General features: G+C 69.4%; 17 protein-coding genes and 1 tRNA gene. 13 read left to right on the forward strand and 5 right to left on the reverse strand.

Annotated features, from left to right (window positions below; genetic code table 11):
- The first annotated feature begins 5 nt into the window (after positions 1 to 5).
- The 11 genes from H8F25_RS05110 (at position 6) to H8F25_RS05160 (ending at position 7325) form a co-directional block, all read left to right on the forward strand.
- Positions 6 to 1754: an ABC transporter ATP-binding protein gene (locus H8F25_RS05110; RefSeq protein WP_197212281.1), complete on the forward strand. Its 1749-nt coding sequence runs from the start codon at positions 6 to 8 to the stop codon at positions 1752 to 1754.
- 120 nt (positions 1755 to 1874) lie between these two features.
- Positions 1875 to 2165 carry a hypothetical protein gene (locus H8F25_RS05115; RefSeq protein WP_197212282.1) on the forward strand — a complete coding sequence of 97 codons (291 nt, stop codon included), beginning with the start codon at positions 1875 to 1877 and terminating at the stop codon, positions 2163 to 2165.
- Positions 2166 to 2219: 54 nt separating this feature from the next.
- Complete coding sequence (gene msrA / locus H8F25_RS05120) at positions 2220 to 2936, forward strand: peptide-methionine (S)-S-oxide reductase MsrA (protein ID WP_197212283.1); 717 nt, start codon at positions 2220 to 2222, stop codon at positions 2934 to 2936.
- 18 nt (positions 2937 to 2954) lie between these two features.
- On the forward strand, positions 2955 to 3311 hold the full coding sequence (locus tag H8F25_RS05125; protein WP_231597132.1) for an MliC family protein: 357 nt from the start codon (positions 2955 to 2957) through the stop codon (positions 3309 to 3311).
- Positions 3308 to 3472 carry a hypothetical protein gene (locus H8F25_RS05130; RefSeq protein WP_197212284.1) on the forward strand — a complete coding sequence of 55 codons (165 nt, stop codon included), beginning with the start codon at positions 3308 to 3310 and terminating at the stop codon, positions 3470 to 3472. Before H8F25_RS05125 ends, H8F25_RS05130 begins: the two co-directional genes overlap by 4 nt.
- Positions 3473 to 3624: 152 nt before the next feature.
- On the forward strand, positions 3625 to 4074 hold the full coding sequence (locus H8F25_RS18105; protein ID WP_370525822.1) for a Rho termination factor N-terminal domain-containing protein: 450 nt from the start codon (positions 3625 to 3627) through the stop codon (positions 4072 to 4074).
- Positions 4075 to 4105: 31 nt separating this feature from the next.
- Positions 4106 to 4179, forward strand: a tRNA-Pro gene (locus H8F25_RS05140).
- Positions 4180 to 4692: 513 nt separating this feature from the next.
- On the forward strand, positions 4693 to 4887 hold the full coding sequence (locus H8F25_RS05145; protein WP_197212285.1) for a hypothetical protein: 195 nt from the start codon (positions 4693 to 4695) through the stop codon (positions 4885 to 4887).
- A 146-nt stretch (positions 4888 to 5033) separates the two neighbouring features.
- Entirely contained in the window at positions 5034 to 5636 is a 603-nt protein-coding gene (locus H8F25_RS05150) for a triacylglycerol lipase (protein WP_197213467.1), read from the forward strand.
- 79 nt (positions 5637 to 5715) lie between these two features.
- Positions 5716 to 6810 carry a glycosyltransferase family 2 protein gene (locus tag H8F25_RS05155; protein ID WP_197212286.1) on the forward strand — a complete coding sequence of 365 codons (1095 nt, stop codon included), beginning with the start codon at positions 5716 to 5718 and terminating at the stop codon, positions 6808 to 6810.
- Positions 6810 to 7325 carry a hypothetical protein gene (locus H8F25_RS05160; protein ID WP_197212287.1) on the forward strand — a complete coding sequence of 172 codons (516 nt, stop codon included), beginning with the start codon at positions 6810 to 6812 and terminating at the stop codon, positions 7323 to 7325. Before H8F25_RS05155 ends, H8F25_RS05160 begins: the two co-directional genes overlap by 1 nt.
- Before the next feature lie 63 nt (positions 7326 to 7388).
- Here H8F25_RS05160 and H8F25_RS05165 read toward each other — a convergent pair whose 3' ends face one another.
- The gene (locus H8F25_RS05165) at positions 7389 to 9602 is read right to left on the reverse strand and encodes a beta-glucosidase (protein WP_231597133.1); all 2214 of its coding nucleotides are present in this window, start codon (positions 9600 to 9602) and stop codon (positions 7389 to 7391) included.
- 256 nt (positions 9603 to 9858) lie between these two features.
- Positions 9859 to 10950, reverse strand: coding sequence for an IS630 family transposase (locus tag H8F25_RS05170; RefSeq protein WP_197210262.1), 1092 nt, complete (start codon positions 10948 to 10950; stop codon positions 9859 to 9861).
- Between the two features lie 720 nt (positions 10951 to 11670).
- Here H8F25_RS05170 and H8F25_RS05175 point away from each other — a divergent pair.
- Positions 11671 to 12036, forward strand: coding sequence for an AbrB family transcriptional regulator (locus tag H8F25_RS05175; RefSeq protein ID WP_197212288.1), 366 nt, complete (start codon positions 11671 to 11673; stop codon positions 12034 to 12036).
- 300 nt (positions 12037 to 12336) lie between these two features.
- Here H8F25_RS05175 and H8F25_RS05180 read toward each other — a convergent pair whose 3' ends face one another.
- Positions 12337 to 13653 (reverse strand): glycoside hydrolase family 10 protein, encoded by a 1317-nt coding sequence (locus H8F25_RS05180; RefSeq protein WP_370525874.1) that lies wholly within the window; start codon positions 13651 to 13653, stop codon positions 12337 to 12339.
- A 62-nt stretch (positions 13654 to 13715) separates the two neighbouring features.
- Positions 13716 to 14723 carry a ribose-phosphate pyrophosphokinase gene (locus tag H8F25_RS05185; RefSeq protein WP_304623266.1) on the reverse strand — a complete coding sequence of 336 codons (1008 nt, stop codon included), beginning with the start codon at positions 14721 to 14723 and terminating at the stop codon, positions 13716 to 13718.
- Between the two features lie 67 nt (positions 14724 to 14790).
- Between H8F25_RS05185 and H8F25_RS05190 the strand changes: the two genes are divergently transcribed.
- Entirely contained in the window at positions 14791 to 15378 is a 588-nt protein-coding gene (locus H8F25_RS05190; protein WP_197212289.1) for a hypothetical protein, read from the forward strand.
- Between the two features lie 108 nt (positions 15379 to 15486).
- Here the strand turns inward: H8F25_RS05190 and H8F25_RS05195 are convergent, their stop codons facing one another.
- Entirely contained in the window at positions 15487 to 16518 is a 1032-nt protein-coding gene (locus tag H8F25_RS05195; protein ID WP_197212290.1) for an LCP family protein, read from the reverse strand.
- Positions 16519 to 16526 lie beyond the last annotated feature (8 nt).

The following is a 16526-nucleotide window of genomic DNA, read 5'->3' on the forward strand; positions in this document are numbered from 1 at the left end:
ACCGCATGAGCGCCCAGCGTCTCCGCCAGATCGGCTGCTATCTGCGCCCGCACCGCCGCCAGGTGGCCCTGGGGGCCGTGGCGCTGCTGGTGGTGAATCTGCTGGGGGTGGCGATCCCCCTGCAGGTGCGCGGTGTCGTCAATGGCCTGCAGGAGGGCTTCAGCCTCGCCGCCGTGCTCCGTCAGGCGCTGCTGATCGTCACCATGGCAACCGTGATGGGCGCCGTGCGGCTCTGGTCGCGGATGCTCGTGTTCGGCGTCGGCCGCCAGGTGGAGGCGGATCTCAAGCAGCGGATCTTCGATCACGTGCTGCGCCAGGAACCCGGCTGGGTGCAGGGCACGGGCAGCGGCGAGGTGATCAGCCGCGCCACCAGCGATGTCGAGAACGTGCGGCGGCTGCTGGGGTTCGCCGTGCTCAGTCTCACCAACACGGTGATGGCCTACGCCCTCACCCTGCCGGCGATGCTGGCGATCGATCCCGGCCTGAGCCTTGCCGCCCTGGCCCTCTACCCGCTGATGCTCCTCGTGGTGCGGCTGTTCGGGGGCCGCATGATGCGCCAGCAGCGCCGCCAGCAGGAGGCCCTGGCCCGACTCAGCGATCTGGTGCAGGAGGACCTCTCCGGCATCGGCGCGATCAAGATCTACGGGCAGGAGCAGACCGAGCAGGAGGCCTTCTCCCGCCTCAACCGCACCTATCGCGATGCCGCCCTCGCCCTCGGCCGCACCCGCGCCACCCTGTTCCCGATGCTGGAGGGCATCGCCTCGATCAGCCTGCTGCTGCTGATCGCCTTCGGCAGCGGCCAGATCGAGAACGGCCGCCTGACCATCGGCGGCCTCGTGGCGCTGATCCTGTATGTGGAACGGCTGGTGTTCCCCACCGCCCTGCTGGGCTTCACGCTCAACACCTTTCAGACCGGCCAGGTGAGCCTGGACCGGGTGGAGGCCCTGCTGGCCCGCGAGCCCCTGATCGTCTCTCCGGACCAGCCACTGCCGGCGGCGACCCGACAGGCCGGAGCAGTGGAAGCCCGCGGTCTGGAGGTCCGTTATCCGGGCGCGACACGACCGGTGCTGCATGACCTGCACTTCCGGATCGAACCCGGCGAACTGGTGGCCGTCGTCGGTCCGGTCGGCTGCGGCAAGACCACCCTGGCGCGCGCCCTCGGCCGCATGGTGGAGGTCCCGGCCGGCAGCCTCTTCCTCGATGGCGTGGATGTCACGGCGATGGACCTGCAGGCCCTGCGTCGCCAGGTGGCGCTGGTGCCCCAGGAAGGGTTCCTGTTCACCGCCAGCCTGGCCGACAACCTGCGCTACGGCGACCCGGAAGCCGCCCGGCCGCAGGTGGAGGAGGCCGCACGGCAGGCCCGCCTCGAGGGCGACATCCGTGGATTCCCCGACGGCTACGCCACGCTCGTGGGAGAGCGGGGCATCACCCTCAGCGGTGGCCAGCGGCAGCGGGCCGCCCTGGGTCGGGCGCTGCTGATCGAGGCTCCGCTGCTGGTGCTCGATGACGCCCTCGCCAGTGTCGACAACAACACCGCCGCCGAGATCCTGGCCGGAGTGCGCCGCCAGCGGCATCGCACGGTGCTGATGATCAGCCACCAGCTCTCCGCCGCCGCCGCCTGCGACCGCATCCTTGTGCTCGAGGACGGCCGGCTGGTGCAGCAGGGCCACCACAACCAGCTGGTGAGCCAGCCCGGGCCCTACCGCCGCCTGTGGGAGAGGGAACAGGCCAGCGAGCGCCTCCAGACCGCCTGAAGTGCGGCAGAGGCGGCGGCATCGGGACAGCCGATCACCGAATCTCAACAGTTGTTGAGAAGGGCACCGAAGGCGCGGTGGGATGGCTTATCTGAACGCATCCGCTTTCAGGGCCCCGTCATGCAGACCCCTCAGGCGCCACCCCCATCCCTCGCGCTGGCGGCATACAGATTGCGCTGCACCCTGACCTTCGGCGACATCTACGGGCAGATCCTGATCTGGATGGGGGTGATCTTCGCCAGCCTCGCGGCGGGCCTCGGGCTGATGGGGGCCAGCCGACCGATCTTCGCCCTTGTCGGGGTGGGGCTGATCCTGGTGCTGTCCCTGCCGTTCCTGCTGTTCGCCTTCACCACCACCCTGCTGAACCACATCGCCCTCGATCCGGCCTCCCCGGAGCGGGCCGGCGGCTGAGCAGCAACCTGGCAGGGGGGCTGCCTAGTCTCCTGAGATCTCAGCCTCACCCCTGTGTTCGGTCTGTTCCGCAGCCCCTCCTCCGACCTGAACGGCATCAGCTCACCAGGACGGCATGTGGTGCTCGGCACCCCGTACGCGGCACCCGTCGGTGAGGGGCAGGCGGAAGCCCTGTTCGGATGCGGCTGCTTCTGGGGAGCGGAAAAGGGGTTCTGGCGTCTGCCCGGCGTGGTCACCACGGCTGTCGGCTACGCCGGTGGACAGCGCCCGGACCCCACCTATCAGCAGGTCTGCAGCGGCACCACCGGCCACGCCGAGGTGGTGCGGGTGGTGTGGAGCAGGGAGAGCGTGGGCTTTGCCGATCTGCTCAAGCTGTTCTGGGAGTGCCACGACCCCACCCAGGGCAACCGCCAGGGCAATGACGTGGGCAGCCAGTACCGCTCGACCATCTACGTCGATGATCCCGAGCTGCTGTCGCTGGCCCAGGCCAGCCGTGAGGCCTACGGCAGCCTGCTGGCGGCGGCGGGCCGGCCGACGATCACCACCGAGATCGCCAGCGGTCAGCGCTTCTACCCAGCCGAGGAGTACCACCAGCAATATCTGGCCAAGCCCGGCAGCCGGCCCTACTGCTCCGCTCAGCCCAGCGGGCTGCTGCTGGGGACATTCCCCGGCGCCGACTACCGCCTGCCCGCCAGCGTGTGGCAGGCCTATGACTGGTCGATTCCCCACTGCGTCCTGCGGGGCGACAATCAGCCGATCGCCCTGGCCTGAATCGCCCGCCCCCCGGCCATGCCCCTGCCCCCGAGCCTGGCTCTCCTGGTCGCGCTGGCCCTGTCACCAGCCTTTCCGGCCTCCTCGCGGCCGGTCCCGCCGCTGGCTCAGGCGATGCAGTCCCCCTGGTGGGAGAACTATGACCAGAGAGATCGCTATCTCTGCCCCAACCGCGGGTCCCTCGTGCTGGAGCGCAACGAGTCCCAGGCATCGCTGATCAGCGGCGGCAGCCAGATGATCCTGTTCCGTGAGGCCAGCGACGCGCCCGGCCTGCGCTACCGCAATGATCGGATGCTGGTGATCCTGAGAGGCGATGAGCTGACTCTGGAGCGCCTTCCGTTGAAACTCGTCTGCGTGCGCACGGACCAGGTATGACGCCCCTCCCTGACCGGACGGTGATCCTGGCCCTGGCCGGCACCATCGCCCTTGTCTTCGCCCTGGTGTTCTGGACCGTGCGTCTCCAGCCCACTCCGCAGGCCCCGATGCTGTGGCGTGAGGCGCCCGCCCCGGTGCGCGCCGGCGGCACGACGCTCTGATGGCGCCACCGGAGCGTTCCGAGAGCAGTCAGCCGGTGTGGAGGCGCGGCGAAGCGGCCCTGTCATGGCAGGAGGCGAAGGACCCTGCATCCGCCGGGACGCCGGCAGGATCCGGGATCGATGCTCCTGCCGTGAGCGACCGCCATGAGTCAATGCCGCAGGCGCCGGACCGGGACGGGCCACGGGAGGGAGCCCGCGATGGCGATGAAGCGGACCCATCCGCGCAGCGGGCCGCACCCGACTGGCGCAACCTGCCAGAGGGCGATGATGCCTCCACGGACGCCGCCGAACACCCACCGCGTCAGCTCCACCCTCTGCCCCGCGGGCTGGTGGAGCTGTATGGACTTCTGGCTGTTCTGTTCGTGCTGGTGCCCGAATGGATGGCGAGCGGCGCGCTGTTCGGCTTCCGGGAAGGGCGGCAGGGCTCTGAACTGCCTCCTCCCTCCGGTGCATGGAAGCGGCTGCCGGAGCTGCGCCTGGCCAGCCTCAACCTCGCGGAGCTGCGCCAGCTCGCCCGTGAGCAACGCGTGATCGGCTACAGCCGCCAGAACCGCCAGGACCTCACCGCACACCTGCTCAGACGCCTGAAGGCAAGCCCCTGAGCCAGCAGCCCATGTGATAACTTCGTTTTGCCGGGGCGTAGCGCAGCTTGGTAGCGCACCACTTTGGGGTAGTGGGGGTCGCAGGTTCAAATCCTGTCGCTCCGATTTCAGAAAACCGGTCGCAATCACCCTCCTTCAGCCGTCTCCCAGGGACGGCTTTTTTAATGGAAATGTCACCGGCTCATGCTGCAGCCGATGCTCAAGGGATGACCCGATGCCCCACGCCGGGACCTGAGAAGGTGTCTCGCAGCCGAGGCTGCATCGCCATCAGCCAGCCACAGCGGGAGTGACACGACGGATGCGGGATGCGTCAGGAACAATCCGGCGGCCTTCCTGCTGGAGATGACCCCTCTGCGGCCTTGAAAGCGAGCGAGTCGCCCCTGGATCAGGCCGCACCAGGCAGGTCGTCCAGCCGCGGCAGGTCGTCCAGGCGCAGCCGGGAGATCCTGGCTCCGAGGCGGCCGCAGGCGGACGGGCGAGATGGTGGCCGGCACAATGAGTCCATCACGCCCGACGGGCCGGGACCGGAACCCGGCGCGCCTGTCTCGCCCCGCAGGACCCCAGCCCCGTCCCATGGACCCGCCGCCACCCCCCAGGACATCCCGTCCCCCATTCGTCGTGCAGCGGCCGATCGGAACCGTCGATGGAGACGACTGGCCCGTCGATCGCGGGCGCCCCCTGGGACTGAGGCTGCTGGCACTGGTGGGTGCCCTGTCCTTTCTGATGCTGGGGCTGAGCGTCGTGGTGCCCCTCCTGGCCCCAAGGCCATCGCTTCCCCAGCCGCCGCGCGGACTCCCGCAGGCGACCGCCTGAAGCGCCCCACCTGGTGGACCCGCAACCCATGGCGCCTGAGAGGGAGTGCGTCAGGACAGACGCCCGGCCCACAGGTGGAGATCACCACCGACCCTCCCGCGGGCTCACCCCTCGATCGGGCCTTGAATCGAACGAGCGTGGCAGCAATGACGGGCATCCCCTCTCCCCCCCTGGTTCTGGTGCACGGGCTGCTGGACAGCCCGGCGGTGTTTGATCGGCTGCTCCGCGAACTCGGCGGCGGTCGGGGCGATCCGCTGGTCCCGGCCCTGCCGCTGCGCCTGGGCCGCACCCCGATCGAGGAGGCCGCCGTGGAGCTGGGCCGCTGGATCGACGCGGCCTATCCAGCCACCACCCCGATCGACCTGCTCGGCTTCTCGATCGGAGGCGTGATCGCCCGCACCTGGATCCAGCGCCTGGGGGGACATCGACGCACCCGCCGCTTCATCAGCGTGGGCAGCCCCCAGCAGGGAACGCTCACCGCCTGGCCCTGGCCGCGGCGGCTGTTCCGCGGCGTGGCGGATCTGCGCCATGGCAGTTCCCTGCTGCGCGATCTCAACGGCGACCTGACGACGCTGAAAGGGATCGAATGCCACAGCTTCTATTCGGCGCTGGATCTGGCCGTGCTGCCGGGATGGCGCGCGGTGCTCCCGATCGGGAAGCGGACGCTTCTGCCGGTCGCCACCCACCCCCAGCTGCTCCGCGATCCCGCCGCCATCGGCCCCCTGGCGCGGGAACTGATGCGGCCCTGAAGGGCCCGGTGGCGATCGCGCGTGAGCGGGACCATCACCGGCCTCCATAAGGTTGGGGTGCAGCCTGGGGCAAGCGCCGATGGGGTGGGTCGTGGGATCGGTGCTGCTGCGCTGGCTTCTGGGATGGCTGCTGGCGCTGCACCTGCCCTCCCTGCCGCGGGGGGGCCTCCGGGGCCATGAACGCGTGTCGGTGCTGATCCCGGCGCGCAATGAGGAGGGCACCCTGCCCCATCTGCTCGAAGCCCTGAAGCGGCAGACCCTGCGGGTCCACGAGGTGATCGTGATCGATGACCATTCCGACGACCGCACGGCGGCGGTGGCGATGGCTGCAACGGGATCGCTGCCGATCCAGGTGGTGCAGCCGCCCCCGCTGGCTCCGGGCTGGTGCGGCAAGACCTGGGCGCTGCATCACGGGGTCCTGGCCAGCTCCGGTGAGGTGCTGGTGTTCCTCGATGCCGACACCGAACCCGGACCGGAGTTTCTCGCCAGCCTGCTGGCCCTCCACGAGCAGCAGGGTGGACTGGTCTCGGTGCAGCCGTATCACCGCACCGAGAAGCCCTACGAGCAGCTCTCGCTGCTGTTCAACCTGGTGGGCCTCCTGGCGGTGCCGCTGGGGCCGGGCTGCGGCGTGGCCTTCGGGCCGGCGATGGCCACCAGCCGCACCGACTACGCGCGCAGCGGCGGCCATGCGGCCGTGGCCGGCAGGGTCGTGGAGGACTGGTTCCTGGCCCACTGCTACCAGAAGGCGGGGCTGCCGGTGAGTGCCTTCATCGGCGAGGGCCAGATCGCCTACCGCATGTATCCCGGCGGGCTGGGCGATCTGGTGGTGGGTTTCGACAAGAACTTCGCCACGGCCGCCGCCGAAGTGCGCTGGCCGTGGATGCTGGCGGTGGTGCTCTGGCTGTCGGGACTGTTCTGGGCGGCCTGGTGCCTGCCGGCGGCCCTGCTGGGCTGGCCGTTGCTGGGGGACCGCAGCCTGCTCACCAACGGCCTGATCTACGTCGCCTATGCCCTGCAGCTTCTGGTGATCTGCCGTCGCGTCGGGCGCTTCCCCTGGATCCCACTGATCTTTCCGGTGCCGGTGCTGTTCTTCCTCGGGGTGTTCGTGCTGGCGATTCTCAATCTCGAACGGGGCCAGGTGCGCTGGAAGGGCCGCACCGTGCAGACCCGCTGATGGCGACGACCGACGCCCCACGGCTGGTGCTGGCCACGGCGGGGCTGTGGCTGGGCTGGTCGCTGCTGGTGGGGACGCTCGCCAACCGGTTGCCGTTGGCGTGGCTCTGCGATCCGGCGGACCTCACGGGCGGCGGCCGACGGACACCGACACCACACAGCTATGAGCGCTGGCTGGCGATCCGCCGCTGGAAGCCCTGGATTCCCGACGCAGGCAATGCCCTGCCGGGGGGGATCCGCAAGGCCAGCCTGGCCCGCCGGGATCCGGCCGCCCTGCAACGCCTGATCGGCGAGACGCGCCGGGCGGAGCTGGTGCACTGGTCCCTGTGGCCGGCCTGGCTGCTGAGCGCACTGTGGCTGCCGCCGGCGGGGGTCGCCCTCAACCTGCTGTTCGCCACGGCCTTCAACCTGCCCTGCCTGCTGCTGCAGCGCTACACCCGGCGGCGCCTGCAGCGGACGTTGGTCCGCTTCGCCGACCACCCCCGCAGGCAGCGTTCCGCCGACCGCGCCGGGTGAGACCGCGACCGCGGCCATCACGCGTGGAGGCGCGCTGCACGGGGGGACGGCATCTCCTGCCGATCAGGGGCCCAGAAAGGCCGCAGGCAGGACGACCGCACAGGCCTGGCCGGCGTCCTCGCAGTGGCAGGCCAGCACCAGACGGTGCAGACCCGCCTCCAGCGCGAACCCATCACGCTCCATGTCAAAGAAGGCCAGACGCCGCAGAGGCACCACCAGTTCGATGCGACGGCTTTCGCCCGGCTCCAGGGGCACACGGGCAAAGGCCACCAGAGTGCGCCGCGGCCGCTCCAGCAGGCGGCCGGGCGGCTCGAGATAGAGCTGCAGCACCTCCGCCGCCGCGAGGCCACCGACGTTGCAGACCTCCACGACGACCACCAGATGACGCTGCTCACCGGCGCGGATCGCCGGGGGATCGGGCGGCTGCAGCAGCTGTGGCGCGGCACGCTCGAAGCGGCTGTAGGAGAGGCCGAAACCGAACGGGAATGCCGCCCGCTGGCCCTGACGCTGCAGGCGGCGGTAGCCGTGCCAGAGGTCGTAGACCACTCGCCGGGCCCTGGGATCGAAGGACGGCAGCTGCTCCTGCCGCTCCGGTAGCGACAAGGGCAGTCGCCCGCTGGGAGAGAGCTGACCGAGCAGCACCTCCGCCAGGGCCCGGCCACCCTCCTGGCCCGGGTACCAGAGCAGCAGCAGGCCCGGCACCTCTGCCAGCCAGTCGCCGGTAAGGATGGCACCGCCCCCCATCAGCACCACCACCGTGCGCGGGTTGGCGGCGGCCACCGCACGGATCAGCGCCACCTGCTCGGGGGGCAGGGCCAGATCGGTGCGATCGCCGGCGGCGAAATCACCGGCACGCGGCTCAGGCGCATGGCTGGTGATCCAGGCGATCAGCCGCGCCAGGGGCCTCCAACACACCTCCTGCAGGCGACGGCCCAGCACCCTCTCCAGCCAGCGCGGCGGTGGCATCAGCGCCAGGATCGGCGCGATATCGGCCGGGTGGATGTGCTCCCCCTCCAGTCGCCAGTCGAGACCTGCCACCACGACGGCCGCATCGCAACGGGCGGCCAGGTGTGACGCGCAAGCCACATCCTCACCGGCGTCGTGGGCGATCGTCAGGGCCGGTGCCACCCTGCGCAGGCCTTCCAGCGGGGTGACGACGCAACCGGGCTGGGGCCTGGTGTCGGAGGAGCCCCGATCCCCGAGGTTGGGCACGGCGGCAAGGCGGCCGATGACCGCCAGCGAGCCCAGGCCCGTGAGCGGCAACACCGCGGCTTCATTGCGCAGCATCACGATCGATTCACGGGCCGCCCGCAGGGCCAGGGCCCGATGGGCCGGGCAACCACGCAGGGAGATGGGGTAGTCCCCCGCGGGCACCCGCAGCTGCAGCTGCAGCTGGCGCAGCACCGCCTCATCGACGCGCGCCATCGGGAGCCGCCCCTGTTGCACGGCCTGCTCCAGGCAACCCGCCAGCACCATCTGGAACGGCATCTCCAGATCGAGCCCCGCCAGCACGGCCGCCACACCGTCGCGCACGCCGAAGATGAAGTCGCTCACCACGAGGCCTTCGAACCCCCAGCGTTGCCGGAGTGTCGCCGTGAGCAGGCCGGCGTGCTCGGCGCACCAGCGGCCGTTCACCTGGTTGTAGGCGCTCATCACGGAACCGGCGCCGGCCTCGACGCAGTCGCGGAAGTGGGGCAGGTAGAGCTCCTGCAGCACCCGCTCACTCACCTGGACATCCACGAGGAAGCGGCAGCTGTCGATCGAGTTGAGAGCGAAGTGCTTCACGCAGGCGATGGTGTGACGCTCCAGCCCGCAGGTCATCGCTGCCCCGAGAGCGCCCACGTGCACGGGGTCTTCGCCGTAGGTCTCCTGGGCCCGGCCCCAGCCCGGATGGCGCAGCAGATTGATGCAGACCGCCGCCACCCAGTTGGCACCGAAGGAGCGGGCCTCCAGGGCGATCGCCTCGCCGATGCGCTCCTCCAGCTCCGGATCCCAGCTGGCGCCGCGGGCGATCGGCACCGGGAAGGTGGTGGCGCCACCCACCAGTCCCACACCGCGGGGGCCGTCGACGAACTGCAGCCCCGGCAGAGCCAGCGGCGGCCGCTGCCCCGCCGGCCATGGATGGCGATGGGAGGCATCCCGCAGGGCGATGTCGGCCATCCCCGCCCAGAAGGGCGTATCGCCCGAGAGCAGGGCCAGCTTCTCCGCCGTGCTGAGCTCTGCCAGCAACGCCCGGGCCTGCGCCCGGGGCCCGGTGACCGGAGCGGATTCAGCCACCTCCTCACGCTAAGGCGGAGACCACGATGAAGGAAGCCAGGGGAGCCGCGGCATCCACGCGGCCGGGCCATGCCCAGCGCAGGATCAACACACGCCATCGAGGGAACCTCACGCGGGGGATGGCGACGGAGAGCGGGCCGTGTGAACAGCCGCCGACGCCTTGACCGGTCTGCATCGACGCAGGCAGCGGTCGCCGGAGCCACCGGCCGGGATCCGGGATGAACATGCCAGCAAGACGTCAGATGCTCCTCCATCGCTAGTGTGCCGTCCCAGAGATTTGCGCACAAAGCCGCTGGAGCTTCTCCAGGATTGAGTCAGCTGTCGCCGTCCAGTTGAACGGGGCCTTGGTCGTGTTGTAGGCGGCCACAAACTGCTCGATCCTGGCGATCAGCTCTTTGACGCTGGAGAAGCTGCCGCGCCGGATTGCCCGCTGGGTGATCAGTCCAAACCAGCGCTCCACCTGGTTGAGCCAGGAGGCGTAGGTGGGGGTGTAGTGGACGTGGAAACGGGGACGCTGGGCCAGCCAGGCACGCACCTTGGCGTGCTTGTGGGTGCAGTAGTTGTCCACGATCAAGTGCAGGTCCAGATCCTCGGGGACGGACTTCTCGATCTGCCTGAGGAACCCCAGGAACTCCTGGTGGCGGTGCCGGGGTTTGCACTGAGTGATTACCTCACCGGTCGCCACGTCCAGCGCGGCAAACAGGGTCGTGGTGCCGTGGCGGATGTAGTCATGCGTCACACCCTCCACGTAGCCCAGCCCCATGGGCAGCAGCGGTTGGGTGCGGTCGAGGGCCTGGATCTGCGTCTTCTCGTCGACGCAGAGCACCATCGCCTTGTCGGGCGGGTTCAGGTACAGGCCAACGATGTCCCGAACCTTCTCCACAAAGAACGGATCGGTGGAGAGCTTGAACGATTTCTGCCGGTGGGGCTGGAGCGAGAAGGTCTGCAGCCAGCGGTGAACCGTGGACTTGGAGATCCCTGTTTCTGCGGCCAAAGTCCGAGCGCTCCAGTGCGTGCTGCCATCGGTTGGCTTGCTCTGCAGGGCTCGGTTGATCACCTCCGCCACCGTGTCGTCCTCATAGGTCCGCGGGCGGCCTGAACGGAGCTCGTCGTGCAGCCCCTCGATCCCCAGATCGAGGTAGCGCTGCCGCCATTTGCCCACCGTTGCGCTGCGAACGCCAAATCGCTTGGCAACTGAGGTGTTGGTGTCACCAGCTGCGCAGGCCAGGACGATCTGCGCCCGCTGAACGATCGAATGGGGCAAGGACCTTGATCCAGCCAGGCTCTGGAGCTGGCTGGCCTCATCAGCCGACAGCTCCAGAGGAGCCATGGGGCGCCCGCTTGGCATGAAACGACCCCCTCGGGAGACACTTCATATTGTAGCGGCTATTTGCGGGACGGCACACTAGCCGTGTGAAGCACGAACCCGGGGGAAGGCGGCATCGTTGCCAGGCGCGATCCCTCTCTCGTCCGCAGCCCTGGAATTGCCCGCTCAGCTCTGATGAAGCAACCGGTCACTGCCATCGCCGACCGCTGGATTGCCTGCCTCACCACATCGGCAAGATGGATGCCGAACCATCTCTTGAGCTGGCCATCTCCATGCCGGCAGCGAGGTGACGGCGTGTCGATCGGCACCGATGGACTTGGCCCCCGTGATGCAGCGGGGCATCGCTGGCCGTGGAGACAGCACACCGATGAAGGGATGTCGGTGTTCCCGGCAATACCGCACGGCCAGGACAGGGGGAGATGCCCCCGGGTCTGGCAGGTCCATTGCGAACGAAATCGACCGCAGAGAAAGGAGAAGACGGCAGGCCACCAATGGGATGGCAGAAGTCTGATTGTTTGCGATTGCGGCTCGGCTGCGGTGACGTTTGGCTAACGGGAGCACTCCCCACCCCTTGTGCCGTCTCGATGCAGGAGCCTGAACCCCGATCGCATCTCGGAAACGCGGCAGCGTCCGGGATGGATGTGGCGATCCAATCCGATGCCCTGCAGGCTGCAACCGACGAGGCCTGCGGATGACAGGGGCAGGTTGATCGCTAAGGTATGAACGTTCAGGGGTTCAACAATGCTGACAGGATCCGATCTGCTCACCAAGGTCAAGGAGATGGGGGATGCCTCCAAATCCGATCTCGTCCGTGCCGCCGGCTACGTGAGCACCAAGAAGGACGGCACCGAACGGCTCAACTTCACCGCCTTCTATGAGGCCCTGCTCGAGGCCAAGGGCGTCAGCCTGAGCCAGGGTGTCACCCGTGCCGGCAAGCGGGGCCGCAGCCTCAGCTACGTGGCGACAGTGCAAGGCAACGGCAACCTGCTGGTGGGCAATGCCTACACCGCCCAGCTCGGTCTCAAGCCCGGCGATGTGTTCGAGATCAAGCTCGGCAAGAAGCAGATCCGCCTCGTTCCCGCCGGCGATACCGACGAGGAGGAGTGAGCGAAACCCAGGCGTAATCCGCCTGCGGTCCCAGCCACGATCACAGAAAACGCCACGGCATCAGCCCTGGGCCGGCCCAGGGTTTCCCGTGAGGCCCGCCACCCTCCCACGGCCGATTGCGCCGCCGCACATCACGGCGGCGCTTTTTTCATGGTGTTGCGCGGGCTGCCTCGCCGCAGCAGCACGCAGGCGCCTGGTCTGATACAGCCATGCCTCAGGACAGCCATGCCTCGGGACATCGCCGTGGATCTGGACGACGGATCGGTGACCAGGGGGACGGCCCCGGCATTCGGATCCGTCTCAGCGCCTGGGGGAGGGCAGCGGCGGCGGTGGGGGCGGCGGTTGCCCGGGAGTGATGGCACCGGGGAGCGGCTGCGGGCGCCGACCCGCCATACCGGGAGGCTGAGCGGCCGAGGACGGTCCGGTCGTGAACAGACGCTGATGCAGCTGCTGAAAGGCCTGACGCCGGAAGGGGCCGCCCTCAGGACCCGCATGCTGGCCCCAGAGGCCCTCCCAATAGAAATAGATCACCCCGTGGCCCCGCTCGGCCGCCAACCTGGCCTTCTGGCTGAGGGTGGCCATATCGGGGGTGCGTCCGCCGAAACCGGCGAGAATGCCGATCTCCACCGGCATTCCCCAGCTCTTGGCCTTCACCAGGGCCGGCTGATTGAGATCCTTGGCGAAGCCCTTCACCGAATAGGCGTAGTTTTGCACCACCAGGTCATCGATCAGATGGCCGATCGCCCAGAGCTCCCAGTCCTGCAGCCAGTGGTTGTACGCGAAGCGGAAGGGGCCCGGCGACAGGCTGATCACCGTGCGACCACTGCCGCTGGCACGGCGATCCAGACGGGCCCGCAGCTCACGCAGCAGATCGGTGAGCCGCTGGCGGCGCCAGCGCATCCAGAAGCGATCGGTGTGATCAGCAGGAGGCTCCCGGCCGGTGTCGGCGCGATAGAGCGCGCGGGTGGTGTCGTCGTAGCCCAGCTCCACCGGCCAGGCGAAGTGATCATCGAGCTGGATGCCATCGACACCGCAGCGCTGCACGATCTCCTCAATCAGCCCAACGAAGCGGGCCCGCACCTGGGGGTGGGCGGGATTGAGCCAGACCCGCAGATCCTTCAGGGGAGAGGTCTTCAGCGAGGCCCCGTGCATCGCATAGAGGGCACTGCCGTCGCGGCGCCGCAGCAGCCAGTCGGGGTTCTGCCGCACCACAGCGCTGTCGGCGGGCTCCATCAGCCCGTACTCGAACCAGGGAATCACCTGCAGGCCGCGACGCTGGGCGCTGCGCGTCAGGCGGCAGATCGGGTCGAGACCGGGGTTGGCGGCCGCCAGGGCCGGCTCCAGCGGCGCATGGCGGCTGCGGTGGAAGGTGGCACCGCGGCTCCACACATTGGGGTAGAGGGTGTTGAACCCGGCCTGGGCCAGCTGCTGCACCGCCTGGTCGATCCGGGCAGGGTCGTAGTAGAGGGGGCTGGGGCTGTTGGTCAGCCACACCCCCACACGCGGGCCGCGGGGCTGGGGCAGGGCCGAGGGGGTGACGGCCGGGCGGGCCGGTGCCGAGGCAGGAGCCAGCAGGGGCAGCACTGCTGTCACCAGGAGCGTGAGGCTCACCGGCAGGCGCCGCTGCCAGGTGGCGCCCCGACGCAGCGGCGCCCGCAGGGGTGGGGGGCCTGAGGAAGTCAGCGGAACATCGAGCTCACCGAGCTCTCCTCATGGATGCGCCAGATCGCCTCTCCGAGCATGTTGGCCACTGACAGCACGCGCAGCTGGGGAAAGTGGCGTTCGGGCGCCAGGGGAATGCTGTTGGTGACCACCACCTCCTCGAACAGGCCGGGTTCGGCCAGCCGTTCGGTGGCGGGCGGGGAGAAGACGGCGTGGGTGGCGCAGCACAGCACCCGCGAGGCACCCTGACGGCGCAGCAGGCGCGCCCCCTGCACGATCGTGCCGCCGGTGTCGATCATGTCGTCGATCAGCACGGCGGTCTTGCCCGCCACATCGCCGATCACCGTGAGGCTCTCGGCCACGTTGTGGCCGGAGCGGCGCTTGTCGATGATCGCCAGCGGGGCATCGTGCATCTGCTTGGCGAAGGCCCGTGCCCGTGCCACACCACCGACGTCCGGGGAGACCACCACCACCTCACCGAGATCGCGGGTGGACAGGTAATCGACGAGGACGGGTGATCCGTAGATGTGATCACAGGGGATGTCGAAGTAGCCCTGGATCTGGGACGAGTGCAGGTCCATCGCCAGGACCCGGTCCACACCCGACTTGACGAGAAGGTTGGCCACCAGCTTGGCGGTGATCGATTCACGACCCGCCGTCTTGCGGTCGGCGCGGGCGTAGCCGTAATAGGGAACCACCGCCGTGATCTGGCGAGCCGAGGCGCGGCGGCAGGCATCCACCATGATCAGCAGCTCCATCAGGTGATCGTTCACCGGAGCGCAGGTGGGCTGGATCAGGAAGACGTCGCAGCCGCGGATCGACTCCTGAATCTGGATGTAGAGCTCGCCATCGGCGAAGCGCTTGATCACGCGCGGGCCATCGGGTATCCCGAGGTAGGCACCGATCTCGCGGGCCAGTTCCGGATTGGAGGTGCCGCTGAACAGCCGCAGACGTCGCGTGTCGTGGCTGGCGGGGGCCTGAACCCCCGCCGTGTCCACCCGGGCAGCAGTCGGGAACGTGGTCACGGAACGGCGAAGGGGGCTGCGCAGGACCGATGGTAGAAGCGTGCCAGCCCCGCAGGGATGAAGCTCGATGAAGGAATCACCTCGCCCGGCGCAACAGGACAGCCCTGGCGGCCTCGACGGCATCGTGCTGGTGGGTCTGGGGGTCGGCGCGGAGTCCGGCCCCGGCAGCCTGCCGCCCCTGGCCGCCGTGTCCCGTCGGCTGGCGGAGACGCTGCGTCGGCCGGTGCTGGAGCTGGACACCACGGCCGGCCCCGATGCCGCCCTGAGCGGCCTAGGCCATCAGGCCGAGGCCTGCGGTGGCGGCTGGCTGGCCGGCCTGGAAAGCGATGTGGGACTGTCCCTGGCGGACGGCCGCTGCTGGGCCGAGGCCCTGGGAGCCTGGCGGCAACCGGTGGTGCTGGTGATTGCATCGCACCAGCTGTACAGCGGTGTGCCGGCGGCGGCCACCGCCTTGCTGCGTCAGTGGCAGGTCCCCCTGCTGGGGCTGCTGCAGTGGGGCGGCGTCTGGCAGGCCGGAGAACGGCAGCGGGAGGGACTGCCCTGGCTGGGCCTGCTGGAGCCCGAAGACAGGAGCGATGCCGCGCCGGCGGACGACAGCGGACCGGCCCTGGCCACGGCGGTGGCCCTGCGCTGGAGCCAGCTGGAGCGTCCCTGAACCCTGCAGAAGCCGACCCCAGAGGCGAGCGAAGCGCGCAACCGCGCGGGAGCTTTGATCACGCCGTCCTGATCGCGTCTGGGATGGCGCCACCGGCGCCGGCCGGTCTCAGCCCTTCTTCTCCGGCCAGACGGGATTGGGGGCCTTGCTGCTGAGCTGGCGCAGCTTGCCGTGGGCGGGCTTGGGTGGATCGAGGGGGAGGCTGGCGAAGGCGATCGGACGCTGATCATCCAGACCGGCCGCCATCAGGCTCAGGGCCTCCAGCGGCGTGAGGTTGGTTTCCACCTGGCCCTCCAGCTCCTTCAGCACCCCCGGCAACGCCGTCAGCGGCTCGTTCTGACGCAACCGATCACGCAGGGCGATCTGGAAGCGCTGCTGGTTGTTGCGGCGATCGGTCTCTCCCAGCAAGCGATCGCGGTACCGCACCAGTTGCTCCACCTGGGCCCCGCCGAGACGCTGCAGGCCTCCCTGCAGATCGATCGTCAGCTTCTGGGCCTTGTCCTGGTAACGCATGGTGCGCGGTGGATCGATCTCCAGACCACCGATGCCGTTGACGAGCTGCCGGAGGGCCGCACGGGGAAGCACCACATAACGGTCGGGGCTCGGAGGCTGCAGGCCGGTGAGTTCACGCACCGCATCGGCCGTGAGCGCGACGCCGCCGCGGCGGTAGAGACTGCCGAGGGCAACGGGCTGCTTCTGTCCCGGCAGGCGCACGGCCAGTTCGGTGGGCAGGTTGAGCACCTGCAGGGGGCCCTCAGGCTGGACCCGCACGAGCAGCAGGGCATCGGCGTTGGCGGGACCGGCCGGGGCCGCCTTGTTGGTGGCATCGCCGAGCTTGTCGGCATCAAGGCCGATGACCAGCACGGTGACAGGGCGGCGCGGTTTGTCGGCCAGCGTGGCGGGGGTGACCTCCGGCCTGGCCTGGAAGGCCTTGTCGTCTTCCGGCCAGATCAGCGAGAGGACTGCGATGGCTCCCACCGCACCGGCGGCGATGAGCGCCCCCACCTGCCACTGACGGCGGCTGGGGAGTCGCAGGCAGCGGCGGCCCAGGGCACCGATCCGGTCACGCCAGGTGGTGCGGGACGGCTGCCGCGGGCGGGAGGAGTCGGCGGGGGATCGGGGTTCCCGGCGGCGAGGCATCAGGCGCG

This window comes from Synechococcus sp. CBW1004 (assembly GCF_015840715.1).
Taxonomy (GTDB): Bacteria; Cyanobacteriota; Cyanobacteriia; order PCC-6307; family Cyanobiaceae; genus Cyanobium.